The organism is Oceanisphaera sp. (assembly GCF_048268965.1).
GTDB lineage: Bacteria > Pseudomonadota > Gammaproteobacteria > Enterobacterales > Aeromonadaceae > Oceanimonas.
In genome coordinates this window covers 64,476-76,785 of record NZ_JBLWUK010000004.1, presented here as the reverse complement: position 1 = coordinate 76,785, position 12,310 = coordinate 64,476, and the positions used below count along the sequence as shown (strand labels likewise).

The 12,310-nt window shown below is 54.7% G+C and carries 14 protein-coding genes; 1 reads left to right on the top strand and 13 read right to left on the bottom strand.

Annotation, left to right across the window (positions count from 1 at the left end; genetic code table 11):
* Positions 1–27: 27 nt before the first annotated feature.
* From ACN0VL_RS03665 to ACN0VL_RS03605, 13 genes are all read right to left on the bottom strand, one after another.
* Positions 28–582, bottom strand: coding sequence for a DUF3833 domain-containing protein (locus ACN0VL_RS03665; protein WP_417614771.1), 555 nt, complete (start codon positions 580–582; stop codon positions 28–30).
* A 1-nt stretch (position 583) separates the two neighbouring features.
* Positions 584–1,075, bottom strand: a complete 492-nt coding sequence (locus ACN0VL_RS03660) for a chalcone isomerase family protein (protein WP_417614770.1) — start codon at positions 1,073–1,075, stop codon at positions 584–586.
* Entirely contained in the window at positions 1,072–1,557 is a 486-nt protein-coding gene (locus ACN0VL_RS03655; RefSeq protein WP_417614769.1) for a DUF2878 domain-containing protein, read from the bottom strand. Before ACN0VL_RS03655 ends, ACN0VL_RS03660 begins: the two co-directional genes overlap by 4 nt.
* A complete protein-coding gene (locus tag ACN0VL_RS03650; protein ID WP_417614768.1) occupies positions 1,527–2,780 on the bottom strand; it encodes a class I SAM-dependent methyltransferase in 1,254 nt (417 codons plus the stop codon). The genes ACN0VL_RS03655 and ACN0VL_RS03650 overlap by 31 nt, the downstream gene beginning before the upstream one ends.
* An 11-nt stretch (positions 2,781–2,791) precedes the next feature.
* Positions 2,792–3,511, bottom strand: coding sequence for a DUF1365 domain-containing protein (locus tag ACN0VL_RS03645; protein ID WP_417614767.1), 720 nt, complete (start codon positions 3,509–3,511; stop codon positions 2,792–2,794).
* The gene (locus ACN0VL_RS03640; protein ID WP_417614766.1) at positions 3,508–4,755 is read right to left on the bottom strand and encodes an NAD(P)/FAD-dependent oxidoreductase; all 1,248 of its coding nucleotides are present in this window, start codon (positions 4,753–4,755) and stop codon (positions 3,508–3,510) included. Before ACN0VL_RS03640 ends, ACN0VL_RS03645 begins: the two co-directional genes overlap by 4 nt.
* Entirely contained in the window at positions 4,752–5,480 is a 729-nt protein-coding gene (locus ACN0VL_RS03635) for an SDR family NAD(P)-dependent oxidoreductase (RefSeq protein WP_417614765.1), read from the bottom strand. The genes ACN0VL_RS03640 and ACN0VL_RS03635 overlap by 4 nt, the downstream gene beginning before the upstream one ends.
* Entirely contained in the window at positions 5,477–5,899 is a 423-nt protein-coding gene (locus ACN0VL_RS03630) for a nuclear transport factor 2 family protein (protein ID WP_417614764.1), read from the bottom strand. The genes ACN0VL_RS03635 and ACN0VL_RS03630 overlap by 4 nt, the downstream gene beginning before the upstream one ends.
* Positions 5,896–7,311 (bottom strand): deoxyribodipyrimidine photo-lyase, encoded by a 1,416-nt coding sequence (gene phrB / locus ACN0VL_RS03625; protein WP_417614763.1) that lies wholly within the window; start codon positions 7,309–7,311, stop codon positions 5,896–5,898. The genes ACN0VL_RS03630 and phrB overlap by 4 nt, the downstream gene beginning before the upstream one ends.
* Positions 7,289–8,140, bottom strand: coding sequence for a MerR family transcriptional regulator (locus ACN0VL_RS03620; RefSeq protein WP_417614762.1), 852 nt, complete (start codon positions 8,138–8,140; stop codon positions 7,289–7,291). The genes phrB and ACN0VL_RS03620 overlap by 23 nt, the downstream gene beginning before the upstream one ends.
* Positions 8,130–9,083 (bottom strand): YbgA family protein, encoded by a 954-nt coding sequence (locus tag ACN0VL_RS03615; protein ID WP_417614761.1) that lies wholly within the window; start codon positions 9,081–9,083, stop codon positions 8,130–8,132. Before ACN0VL_RS03615 ends, ACN0VL_RS03620 begins: the two co-directional genes overlap by 11 nt.
* A gap of 260 nt (positions 9,084–9,343) precedes the next feature.
* Positions 9,344–9,622, bottom strand: coding sequence for a YeaC family protein (locus tag ACN0VL_RS03610; RefSeq protein ID WP_417614760.1), 279 nt, complete (start codon positions 9,620–9,622; stop codon positions 9,344–9,346).
* Positions 9,623–9,774: 152 nt separating this feature from the next.
* A complete protein-coding gene (locus ACN0VL_RS03605) occupies positions 9,775–11,205 on the bottom strand; it encodes a glyceraldehyde-3-phosphate dehydrogenase (protein WP_417614759.1) in 1,431 nt (476 codons plus the stop codon).
* Positions 11,206–11,363: 158 nt separating this feature from the next.
* On the opposite strand from ACN0VL_RS03605, the gene ACN0VL_RS03600 reads away from it, so the two are divergent.
* Entirely contained in the window at positions 11,364–12,158 is a 795-nt protein-coding gene (locus ACN0VL_RS03600; RefSeq protein ID WP_417614758.1) for a DUF2989 domain-containing protein, read from the top strand.
* The last annotated feature ends 152 nt before the right edge of the window (positions 12,159–12,310 follow it).

Below are 12,310 nucleotides of genomic sequence, written 5' to 3'. Positions count from 1 at the left end.
AGTGAGGAGTGAGGAGTGAGGAGCAGTTTACAGCTTTACGCCTTCCCCCTCACCGTTTACCCGCTCTATCCACAAGGTGACTTCGCCAACTTTAAATCCCCACTTGGTCATGTCGGCACGGTTTAATACCCGGCGCTCATCAAGCTGATACATCCAGTCGTTGAAATCAATATTCCATATTTTGCCATCTACCGGCACCGCCAGCGTGTATCGCCAGTTAAGGGCGAAGCCCTTAGCCTGGCCTTGGGCCGGTACCACCACATCACTGGCGGTGCCGCTATAGTGGCCGTCGGCACTTTTTTCTATGTGCCACACCCGGCGTTGCTGTTCACCGTCGTCATAGACGAAATCTTCTTCCAGGGTGCCTTTGTTGCCTTGCCAGGTGCCCACCATGGCAACCGTAAAACGACGCAACACCTTGCCCGATCTGTCTTGCACCATACCGTGCGCCGTCAGCTCGCCATCAAAGTACTCCTCCAGCGCAAAGCGGGGCGAGGTATCGGCATAATCTTCAATCTTGCTGCTGCACGACATCAGCAGCGAACTCAACGCGAACGTGACGCCAAGGACTAAAGTACGCATCTCAATTTCCTTTTAATTGACGGGTCAAACTCGGGTTACGGCTGTTTGGCGACAGCCAAATCGCCAGAAACGCCGGTCCAAATGCCGGGTCTTTGATTTCTCCCAGCAGTTGCCTGTTGAAATAGAAACGACTGACTCCTGATGGCTCGACTCTCAACGCCAGTTCATCACGCTTGCTGACAGAAGGCCACATAGCATTGAGTTCTCGCCGCCATTGCCACTTCCAGTCGACCCCAAGACGCTGCCATTCGGTGACGGTAGCATCGAGCAAGTCTTCTTTATCAATATCTCGCTGATAATTCAGTACCAATACCTGAGGGAAACGGTCGGCTTGATACTGACCATCGACACTGTATAAACGAGCCTGGTACAGTTCAAAAAATAACCAACTCATACTGCCTTGCCCTACCAGATTGACATTAGCGGTCGGGCTGGCCAACAGGGAGAATGACATGAACAACCACCACAGTAACCAGACACCTTTTTTCATCATGCTTCACTCCGCAAGTGCTGATCCAGCCGGACCAGAATGGGTAACAGCGCCGACCACAAACTTGCCAACACCAGCACGCTTGGCCAAAGCCCCAGTGGCAAGGTGACCGCCCCGAGTTGCCAGCCAGTGAGGTAAGATGTGGTGCCGGCCAAGGCGCCAACCATCATCAACAGCCAGGCTGGCAATCGCCGCATCCAACGCAGGCTGTGTCCCAGAGTCAGTACAAAACCGATCCACAGCACACCCAGCCACAGCGGCCAGTGATCGAAGAAAAAGACCCCCGTCACGGTCAGCATAAGATCAATCGTCATGCCCGCCAGAGCCAGCCACAACACACCGATATCGGCACGACGACTGGGGGTAAATACAAAATGCAGCACCAGTAACAGGGCTGTCAGTAACACCCATTGATTCTGTCCGGCCACCGCCAACAGCCAGAACCCTTCAAAGCCTAACAGCTGAGTCCATTGCCATTTAGACATCTGCGTGCTCCCGGCTTGACCGCCTCAAAATGCACCAGTCCGATGCTGCCTTCACGAAAAGCACCTTCACAGTAAGCGAAGTAAAAGGCCCACAACCGATGAAAATCCCGGCTATAGCCCAAGTCTTTCAATGCGGGCTCTAATTGCTGAAAGCGGTTGGCCCAAATATTGAGCGTCTGTGCATAGTGCTGACCATAATCCTGTAATCGGGTCAGCGTCATGTCGGTTTGCTCTTTCAAGTGTCGGCACATTTCGCTGACCGAAGGCAGGCAGCCGCCTGGGAAAATATAGCGTTGTATAAAGTCCACCCCTTTGCGATACAGATCGTAGCGTTGATCGGCAATGGTGATGGCCTGGATCAGTAGCTTGCCTTCGGGCTTGAGCAGACGATTTAATGACTGAAAGTAGATTGGCAAATACTCATGCCCCACCGCTTCTATCATTTCTACCGACACCAGCTTGTCATACTGACCGCTAAGATCGCGATAATCCTGCAGTAACAAAGTGACTTGATCGCCCAGGCCGGCTTGCTCAACCCGTGCGTTGGCATGTTTCAACTGCTCCGCCGACAAGGTAGTGGAGGTAACCCGACAACCGTAATGCTGAGCGGCAAAGCAGGCCAGTCCCCCCCAGCCAGTACCAATTTCCAGTAGATGATCGTCGGGATGCAGGTCAAGCTGCTGGCAAATCAGATGCAGTTTGTGCTCTTGTGCTGCTTCAAGCGGGGTATCGTTGGTTGGAAATACCGCCGAGGAATATTGCATCAAGGGATCAAGAAACAAGCGGTACATCTCATTACCCAGGTCGTAATGGGCGGCGATATTGGCGCGACTCCCGGTTAACGAATTACGGTTGAATCTGTGTTTCAGCTTGTGCCAGGGGTAACTGACCCACGCCAGACGACGCTCGAAGCGATCCAGCACCGCCATGTTGCGAGCAAACAACTGGATAACCGCGCTTAAATCAGGGCTGTTCCAGCTGCCGTCCACCCAGGCTTCCGCGGCGCCTATGCTACCACCGGCCATGAGGCGCCGATAAAAGCGGGGCTCATTTACCTGTATCTGCGCCTGCAGGCTGGCGTGTCGCTCACCAAATTCAAAGACTTCTTGTCCCTCCCTGACAACCAGGTGGGCACCTTTTAAGTCGGATAATAGAGAAAATGCCAGTCGACGAGCCCAGCGATCCAGACGCCGTGGTTCCGACCCGCTCAATGTCGTGTCCATATGAGCTTCCTTTAAGAATGTGGATGGTAAGGAACGCGTTTTAGAAATAAGCGCACTGCCTGCCAGTAAATGCCGCGCACTATGGTCAGCGTCATCATGGGCCACTGCAGCAAAGCAGCTTTGAGCGCCGAGCGATTAAAGTCGTAGCGACGCATGCTCAGGGTGGCATCAAATAGCAAGTCCGGGTCGCGGTTTTCTATGTGCACCAACACCCGCTCGCGCGGCGGCTGAATGCGCCAGTGATACTGCATGCCCATCCCCATAAAGGGCGACACATGAAACGCTTTATCCGCAGGGTGGCCGTGTTCAAGATCCACCAAATAACAATGGCGCTCATTCCATGGCGTGTTGTGCACTTCCAGCAGTGCGTAACGGGCCAGATCACCCTGGTAGCAAAAAAACACGTTTATCGGGCTGAAATACACACCAAAACAGCGCACTTGCCCCAGCATGACCACTCGATTGAGTGGCTCGACCACACCGCCCAGGCGCGTGACTTCTTGCAGTACGGCACTCTTTAACGGCTGTGTGGGATCGCCCAGGTAATCGCGGCGGCAAAAGCTTAACGGGGCAAAACGCTCGCAGGAAAACAAGCGACTGTGCGCCGAAAGCTGCTCCAGCTCATCCAGATCCAGCGCCAGCATATACAGACCATAGCTGAAGTGATGGCGCTGGGGCGCGTAACGGCGATGGCGCACCTGCCCACGATAAATGGCGCTCTGCTGGTTCATAAACTGATCCCAAAGCGCGCACACACATCCAGCGCACTTTTTACGCCATCTTCATGAAAGCCGTTGTACCAATAGGCACCACAAAAATGAGTATGCCGCTGGCCGCAGATCTCGCGCCGCCGACCCTGAGCCTGAATCGTTCCACGACTGTATACCGGGTGGGCATAGGTAAAGCGGCGTATAATCTTGTCGGGGGCGATAGCATGGCCCCGGTTCAGGGTGACACAAAGCGTGTGTTCCGAGTCGATGCCTTGCAGAATATTCATATTGTAAGTAACCGCCGGCGGCGCATTTTCCGTGCCGTCCAGCCAGTAGTTCCAGCTGGCCCAGGCGCGACGCTCAACAGGTAACAAGCGGATGTCCGTGTGTAATATCACCTCATTATCCCGATATGCCAAACTACCCAGTACCTGTTGCTCTTGCGCACTGGCATCCGTTAGCAGGCGTAGTGCCTGATCGGAATGACAGGCTAAAACCACTTCATCAAAGGCTTCTTCACCGGCGTGGGTGGTGACTCTGACGCCGGCTGAGTGACGGCAAACCCCCAGCACCGGCGTATTGAGCCGAATGTCTTTAAGCGGAGCCGTTAATGCGGGAATATAACTACGCGACCCTCCCTTCACCACATACCACTGGGGTCTGTCCACCAGATTCAGCAGGCCATGGTGATGAAAAAAACGCAAAAAGAAAGCCAGCGGAACATCCTGACTATCGGCCAGGGATGATGACCAGATAGCGGCCACCATGGGCAAAATATAATGGCCGGTGAAAAACGCAGAAAAACCGTAGCGTTCCAGAAAATTGCCCAGGTTATCCCCGTCTGTCAGCTCGCCGTCTTTGATGACCTTTTTACACAACAGATTAAACCGCAGGATCTCGGCTAAAAAGCCATAAAATTGAGGCTTGAACAGATTGGCGCGCTGGGCAAACATGGAGCCTAGGGTATGGCCGTTATATTCCAATCCCGTTTGTGCGTGATGCACGCTGAAGCTCATTTCAGTGGGGGTGGCACTGACGCCAATGCGCGACAATAACCGCTGAAACAGCGGATAGGTTCTGTCGTTAAACACGATAAAACCCGTATCTACCGCCAGCGCCTTTCCTCCCAGCTCGACATCCACGGTCGCCGTATGTCCGCCCAGATAATCATTGGCCTCAAACACCGTGACTTCATGTTGTTCACTTAGCAACCAGGCGCTGGTAAGGCCCGAGATACCACTGCCGACGACGGCAATTTTACTCATGGGTCACTCCTTACCATGCGTTGGGACAACCAACGCCACAGACCGTGAGGCAACCAGGACAGCAGACGCAGCACGCTAATCAGAGCAAAGGGAAAACTGATTTCGGCTTTACCTTTGGCCAATCCATTGCGAATGGCACGACTCGCCTGCTCTGGGCTCACCTTGCCAGGCATGGGGAAGTCATTCTTTTGCGTTAAGGGAGTATCGACAAAGCCGGGACGGATCAAGCTCACCGCAACATGGTGGGGCGCCAAATCTATCGCCAGCGTGCGTACTAAATAATCCAGCCCCGCCTTGGAGGCACCGTAAGCTTCGGCGCGGGTCAGGGGCAAAAAGCTGACCGAAGAGCTGACCACGGCCAGACGCCCGCCCCGCTTGATGCGCGGTATCAGAGCGGATAAGCAGTTTGCCGTGCCCAGCAAGTTGACATTCACCACGCGGGAAAACAGCTCGGCATCAAACTGGCGGGCATCATCAATGTATTCACAATTGCCCGCATTAAGCAGTACCAAATCAAATGGCGCCAAAGACGCAACGGCGTCTAGTATCTGTTCGGTGTGCTGCATATCGAAGATACAAGGCTCAAACTCAATGCCAGCCAGTGCCTGCATCAGCTTTTCGCGATCGCGACCACAGGCCACCACCTGCCAGCCATCGGCGGCATAATCTCGTGCCAGTTGCAGTCCCATGCCAGAGCTGGCACCGGTAATTAATATCCGTTTCATTGGCTAAGCCTCCGCTTTAATGTCTTGATGACTCCGCCCAGTACAGGGATCTGCTCATAGAGCATGGCACCCAGATCGAAGTAGTCCTGATGCGACTCGACTTGTTCGACGAAGCGCAAGTGACTCACCCCGGGCAGCATCACTTCACGGCCACCATTAAGCCGAGGGTGGGCAAACATCATCTGCCAGCGTACAAAGGCTTCACCGTCTTGTTCCATCACCTGCTCTATATTGAAGCGACAGTGCTGCACCTGGCTAAACAGGCCCTCAAAATAGCTTGTCAGGTCGTCGATCCCCTGAATGTGATGGGCGGGATCACGAAAGCAGATATGGGGGGCATAAATGTCGCGCAGCACCTGCAGGTTATCGCCAGACAGCCGTTGATATTCACGACAGAACACCGCCAATGCCGGACTCATGTTACCTCCGGGTCTTTTAATGCATCAAACATGGCGATGGCATGCAGACGGGCACGCTTGTGATCCACTATGGGTTTGGGATAACCGTGACCCATTTCATGATTATCCAGCCAGTCGTGGGGGCCATGGATAAGCTTTTCTGGTACTTGGGTTAGTTCGGGGACCCAGCGGCGAATAAAGTCACCGTTGGCATCAAATCGCTCGCCCTGGGTGGTGGGATTAAACACCCGAAAATAGGGTGCAGCATCGGCACCGGTACCCGCCGCCCATTGCCAGCCGCCATTGTTGGCGGCCAGTTCACCGTCGATAAGGCGCGACATAAAGTAGGCTTCGCCCATACGCCAGTCGATATGCAGATCCTTGGTTAAAAAACTGGCCACTATCATGCGCAGCCGGTTATGCATCCAACCGGTTTCATTCAGACAGCGCATGGCCGCATCCACTATGGGGTAACCGGTTTTACCGGTACACCAGGCGACAAACCCCTCGCGATCCTGACTCCATTGCAAGGCATCGGTATCGGGTTTGAAGGCTCGCGACATGGATAAACGGGGATACGCGACCAGTAAATGACGGTAAAATTCCCGCCAAATCAGCTCGTTCAACCACACAAAGCCCGCTTCGCCTCGGCTCATCGGCAGGCCGTCAAGCTCCTGCTCCATGGCGGCCAGGCATTGATTGGGCGATAACACACCCAGGGCCAGATAAGGCGACAAGCTGCTGGTGCCCTCAGTGGCCGGATAGTCGCGCTGCGCGCCATAATCTCGCAGATCTTGCTGGCAAAATGCGGCCAGTCGCTCGGCGGCGGCCACTTCGCCCGCCGGCCAGTGATCGCTGGCCACCCGCTCACCGCCGAGTTCAACGGCGTTCGCGGTAACGGGCTCCCCCTGAGCGGCGGGCGGGGGCAGCAACCGATAGCCAGTGGCGCGCAACTGCGCCAACCAGGTTTTGGCAAAGGGCGTAAACACCTTGTACATGTCGCCGCTGCGCGTCGTCAGGCTGCCGTGCTGAAACACACAGTCGCCATTAAAGACCCGAATGGCCATCTTATCGGCCAGCGCCTGTTGTACCGCCTTGTCGCGGCGACGCTCATCGATACCCAGTTCGCGATTGGCATAGAGCGCGTCCTGGGGGTGTTGCTGCAACCAGGCCGACAACACCCCGGGCACCTCATCGAAGGTCTCTGCGGAGAGTAGGGTCAATGGCATGCCGAGTGCGGCCAGTTGTTCGGCCAGCGCCTGCAGATTGCGGCTTAAAAAGTCTCTTTGCATGGCACTGCGGCCATGTTGTTGCCATTGACCCGGGCTGTCGATATAAATAGCAGACACCCTGGCTCCGGCCACCGCCGCTTCATATAAGGCCGGATTGTCCGCCACTCTCAGATCCGCCCTAAACCAGACTAAATGGCGCATCGTGCCTCCTGGCGATCTCGCTGACATAGATTGCAAAGGGACGATTTAGCCAACCTTGCTGTTGATACAAGGTGCCCAGCTCACCAACAAAGAAACAGCGTCGGGGCAAATGTGTCTCCATGTCGTTAAACCAGCTCTGGCTTAGTCCTGCTCCCAGGATCAGTACCAGTGCATCAAATTTCAGACGTCCATCGGCCAGCGACAGATCCTGCGGATCCAGCACCCCTAAATCCAGGCTGCGGCATTCCAGCCCCTGCAGCTCAAACTGCGCGAGCAAGGCGTGCTGCTCTCGCACCTGACCGACTCGCGCCACCGCTACCCGGGGCCCGGTTTTAATGGTCAGCAGTTGATGCAGCACTCGCATCAACAAGGCTCTGGCACTTTGTTCTATCAACTGGGCATCGGGTCTGTGTAACTGTGCCAGTGCCAGCAGCCAGGGCTCTATCACATGGCGTAATACCAGCTCGGCAGGATAGAGACTGGTGAGCTCCAGCAGGTCCGCTTCTAGCCGGCCCAGGTTAAGGGCCAGCGCCGAGTTCATTAACCGGGTCTGAGCCTGCTCCCAGTTCGAGCCTGTGACTACCGCTTCGGGTTCGGCCAGCAACCCTTTCACCTGTCCGATGCTGACGCCCTGCTCCAGCCAATGCAGAATATGGCGGATCTGGGTGATGTCATCTTCACAGTACAATCTATGCCCTTTTTCGGTGCGGGCCGGTTTTAGCAAGCCATAGCGGCGCTGCCAGGCACGCAGCGTCACCGGATTGATCCCGGTTAACTTCGCCACTTCACGAATGGGGTACCGGGGAGTAGAGTCAGATTCAGATACCATAACGCAGTCGTAACGCCTCCGGATGAGGGTTCAAGTACACCTGCTGATGTAAATACTCATTAGGGAACTCTTCAAGGTAATGACGGAACAGGGTAATGGGCGCCAGCAAAGGCAAGATGCCGTCATGATATTGGGCTATGGTGTGAGCCAGCTCCTTGCGCTGCCGCGGGTTCAGCATGCGTTTGAAGTAACCCTGCAGATGCTGCAGCACATTGGTGTGGTTGTTTCGGGTGACCCGTCTGGCCAGCGCCTGCATCAAACCCTCGATATAGGCCGCGACGGTTGGCTCCAGATCTCCCGACAAGTCGGAGAGCAGCTTGCCCAGCTGTTGGTAACTGTCTCTATGGTGTGCCATCAGCAGGTATTTATAACGACTGTGAAAGGCAATCAGACCGGCGGCCGTTATTCCCTCATGACACAGGCACTGCCAGTCGTGCAGGGCAAATACCCGGGTGACAAAGTTTTCCCGCAATTCGGGGTCGGTAAGACGGCCGTCTTCTTCCAGAGGTAACAGCGGCTGAGCCTTCATCAGCTCCTGGGTGTAAATACCTACCCCTTCCTTGGCGTTACCCTTGCCGCTTTCATGATATACCCGCACTCTTTCCATACCACAGCTTGGCGATTTGGCGCACAGTATGTAACCGCTCAGGCCGTCGAACTGTGGCGCCATGACGCGGCCATAGTCGCGCAGCGCCGGGGTGACATCTTCACCAGTTGCCGTTTGCGCTATGATCTGCTCGTCTTGATTGATCAGCCGGATACTGGGCCGCGGCGACCCCAGGCCAATCGCCATTTCGGGACACAGAGGCACAAACTCGACGAATTCCGCCAGCTCTTCGGTACAAAAATCCGATCGCTTGTGTCCGCCATCGAAACGTACCTTTTGCCCGACCAGGCAACCACTGATGCCGACCCGGATAACCTTGGGATCAAACTTGTACATCCTCTACCCTCTTGTATAACTATACTGAGTAACAACATAGTTTACGTTGTACAAATAGATCAAGTTTGTACAAGAAAAATTTCAGAAGGGAGGTACAAGGGAGGTGTGAGGTGTGAGGTGTGAGGCGTGAGGCGTGAGGCGTGAGGCGTGAGGCGTGAGGCGTGAGGCGTGACAGAAAAGCAGTGGCGTGCCGCCAGTCAAGGTCAACATGACTGTTTGGCGCATCCTCTTCCCCAGCCAACACCTCACCCCTGGCTTGATTAGTTCACTTTTTGGCGGGTGATTTCCACTTCATCGCTGAACTGACGGCGCAGCTCGGACTTGCTCTTCATCACCAGCTCCCCGCCCTTGCCGATGGTCATGTGCTCGGGGTTGTCGTTATGCAGCGCCTGCCATAATAATACCGCCTGCATGCTGTTTTCTTTTTGCTCGGCAGTCAGCACCGAGCCGTCTGGCCACTTACCCAGTTCAACCGCCGTTTTCAGACGCAAATAAACGTCTTCCGGCATATTGGCAATAGCCTTTTGAAATGATGACATGCTGTTTCTCCTGTCGGTATTCTCTATATGAGCATCTATGCAAGTGCTTACCGTCGTTACTTATCCAGGTAAGGCAGCAAACAAAAAGGGCAGCCTCTGGCCGCCCTTTATCCACTCGGCATGATAACGATGCCTGGTACTAATGCTGGCCGTTACTGAGGCAGGTCAGCCAGCTCGATGCCGGCCATTTTTTGCATGACCCGCACTACCTGGCAGCTGTAACCGAACTCGTTATCGTACCAGACATACAGCACGGCACGGTCCTCTTCGGCAATGGTTGCCAGAGAGTCGACAATACCGGCAAAGCGGGAGCCAACCATGTCGGTTGAAACCAGCTCGCTGCTGGTGCTGAAGTCGATCTGCTGATGCAGTGGGGAATCCAGTGACATCGCCAGCAGGTATTCATTGAGCTCGTCGGCGTTGGTTGGCTTGTCCAGGTTCAGGTTGATGACCGCCATCGACACGTTAGGCGTTGGTACGCGAATCGCGTTACCGGTCAGCTTGCCTTTCAGCTCGGGCAGTGCCTTGGCCACGGCAGAGGCCGCACCCGTGCTGGTCAGAACCATGTTCAAGGCCGCACTGCGTCCACGACGATCACCCTTGTGGAAGTTATCAATCAGGTTCTGGTCGTTGGTGTAGGAGTGCACGGTTTCTACGTGACCATTCTTGATGCCATATTGATCATGTACGGCTTTCAGCACAGGAGTAATGGCGTTGGTGGTACAGGAGGCCGCCGACATGATGCGATCTTCCGGCAGTATCATGTCATCGTTCACACCAAAGACGATGTTTTTGATGTCGCCTTTGCCCGGTGCCGTTAACAGTACTTTAGCCGCACCCTTGGCCTTTAGATGCTGACCCAGGCCATCTTCATCGCGCCAGATACCGGTATTATCAACGATTAAAGCATCGTTGATACCGTACTGGGTGTAATCGATTTCGGCTGGGCTGTTGGCGTAAATCACCTGAATATAAGTGCCGTTGGCAATAATGGCGTGATTTTCCATGTCCACTTCAATCGAGCCGTTGAAAGGACCGTGCACCGAGTCGCGACGCAACAAGCTGGCACGTTTTTCCAGATCGTCCGCCGAGCCACGCACCACAATGCCGCGCAAACGCAGACCGTGATTACCACCAGAACGCTCAATCAACAACCGGGCCAGCAAGCGACCGATACGGCCAAAGCCATACAGCACCACATCGGTAGGCTGGTTGTTGTGATTGGTATCGAGGGCGGGTGCCAGTTCAGTGCGCAGGTAATCGCTCAGGCCAGACTCGTCCTGATGATTCTGCCAATAACCTACCGCCAACTTACCCAGATCGATGCTGGCTGGAGCCAGGTCCAGTTCACTCAGTGCTTTCAACACAGGGTGGCTCTGACTCACCAACAATGCCTTACCTTCGTGGCGGCTCACCACTCGGTGCGCCTTGATAATCTCAATGGTAGAAGCATTCAGCAGAGGACGCGCATGGACGCAAATTTCCACGCCCTGGTCACGGTACAGTTTGCCGATCAGGGGCTGCATGGATTCCGCCAGCTCCTGGCTTTGTTGCCAGGCGGACAGGTAACTCTCGTGGGTCATCGACCGGATCCTTTTGTTCAGGTAACTATCATGAGTCATGATGCGAGCATGGGTATTGCAAGAATCAACAAATGCTGCGTCAGCTCTATTTAAGTGCGCCTATATTAGTTGATAGGGGGTATGATTACCAGACTAAGGATAGCCAAGAAGATACTCAAATGAATATCAATCGTGTGTTTTTGATGTTAGTCACCCCCCTCTTTTTAGCAGCCTGTGAGCGAGATCGCATCCCCGATCTCTGTGAAGATCCGGCGGCGCTCTGTGTCGAGCTGCATCAGGGCAAGTCGTGCCGTGTAGAACGCACCGCGCTCATCCACGCTCACGGGCAACATGCCTCGGCGCCGGGTGACCAAAGTGACTACCATTTAATACAGACGTTGCAGCAGTATCGTAATTGTCTGGCCCCCTGGCTGGTCATTAAAGATCCTCAGCATCAGGAGCGTAAAAACGACAAGGTAGAGGTCGTTATTCAGGCCAAAGAGGCCATCACGCAACTGGCCAGCCGCACGGCACAGTCCGATGACCCTTACCTGTTGTTGTGGCACTGGCAGTATCAGAGCAGCCACCAGGCCAAAGCGCGCTTTATTCAGCTGGCAGAACGCCCCGAAATGCAGCAGCCTGAACTGCAAAAAGTCCTGGCAGCATTCCTGTTACTGCGTAACAGCCAGGCCGCCGAACAAGCCTTGCACCATGCCCTCAGCCTGTACGATCAAAACGCCGCTATCGATACCGATATTATTGCCACCCTGCTGACGCTGTATATTCGCGAACGGCGATATCAAGAGGTCTGGGTGTGGTCGCGAGTACTCCAGCGCCTGGATCACTCCTCAACCATTAGCCTGGATCGCATGAATGCCTATGCCCACTTTACTGCCAGCGAGCAACAGTCGATGCAGCAAGACGTTGAGCGCATTCTGACGCAGTTAAAGGCAGGCAACTATCGTCGTGGCTAATCGCCGTCAGGGCCGATGGCACAGCGGGTGAAGCCGCAGGCAGCGATACGTCAGCGCCTGTTGATTTATTACAATATCAAGCGTATTTTGTTTACAATCTGCCTAACGTTGTGCCTTTTCTTGTAACGTTAGCCTGCAACAGCTTCACATTC

Bases quoted from the DNA above. Each gene is read 5' to 3' on its own strand.
- ACN0VL_RS03665 (WP_417614771.1), bottom strand. From the start codon at position 582: ATGCGTACTTTAGTCCTTGGCGTCACGTTCGCGTTGAGTTCGCTGCTG.
- ACN0VL_RS03660 (WP_417614770.1), bottom strand. From the start codon at position 1,075: ATGATGAAAAAAGGTGTCTGGTTACTGTGGTGGTTGTTCATGTCATTC.
- ACN0VL_RS03655 (WP_417614769.1), bottom strand. From the start codon at position 1,557: ATGTCTAAATGGCAATGGACTCAGCTGTTAGGCTTTGAAGGGTTCTGG.
- ACN0VL_RS03650 (WP_417614768.1), bottom strand. From the start codon at position 2,780: ATGGACACGACATTGAGCGGGTCGGAACCACGGCGTCTGGATCGCTGG.
- ACN0VL_RS03645 (WP_417614767.1), bottom strand. From the start codon at position 3,511: ATGAACCAGCAGAGCGCCATTTATCGTGGGCAGGTGCGCCATCGCCGT.
- ACN0VL_RS03640 (WP_417614766.1), bottom strand. From the start codon at position 4,755: ATGAGTAAAATTGCCGTCGTCGGCAGTGGTATCTCGGGCCTTACCAGC.
- ACN0VL_RS03635 (WP_417614765.1), bottom strand. From the start codon at position 5,480: ATGAAACGGATATTAATTACCGGTGCCAGCTCTGGCATGGGACTGCAA.
- ACN0VL_RS03630 (WP_417614764.1), bottom strand. From the start codon at position 5,899: ATGAGTCCGGCATTGGCGGTGTTCTGTCGTGAATATCAACGGCTGTCT.
- phrB (WP_417614763.1), bottom strand. From the start codon at position 7,311: ATGCGCCATTTAGTCTGGTTTAGGGCGGATCTGAGAGTGGCGGACAAT.
- ACN0VL_RS03620 (WP_417614762.1), bottom strand. From the start codon at position 8,140: ATGGTATCTGAATCTGACTCTACTCCCCGGTACCCCATTCGTGAAGTG.
- ACN0VL_RS03615 (WP_417614761.1), bottom strand. From the start codon at position 9,083: ATGTACAAGTTTGATCCCAAGGTTATCCGGGTCGGCATCAGTGGTTGC.
- ACN0VL_RS03610 (WP_417614760.1), bottom strand. From the start codon at position 9,622: ATGTCATCATTTCAAAAGGCTATTGCCAATATGCCGGAAGACGTTTAT.
- ACN0VL_RS03605 (WP_417614759.1), bottom strand. From the start codon at position 11,205: ATGACCCACGAGAGTTACCTGTCCGCCTGGCAACAAAGCCAGGAGCTG.
- ACN0VL_RS03600 (WP_417614758.1), top strand. From the start codon at position 11,364: ATGAATATCAATCGTGTGTTTTTGATGTTAGTCACCCCCCTCTTTTTA.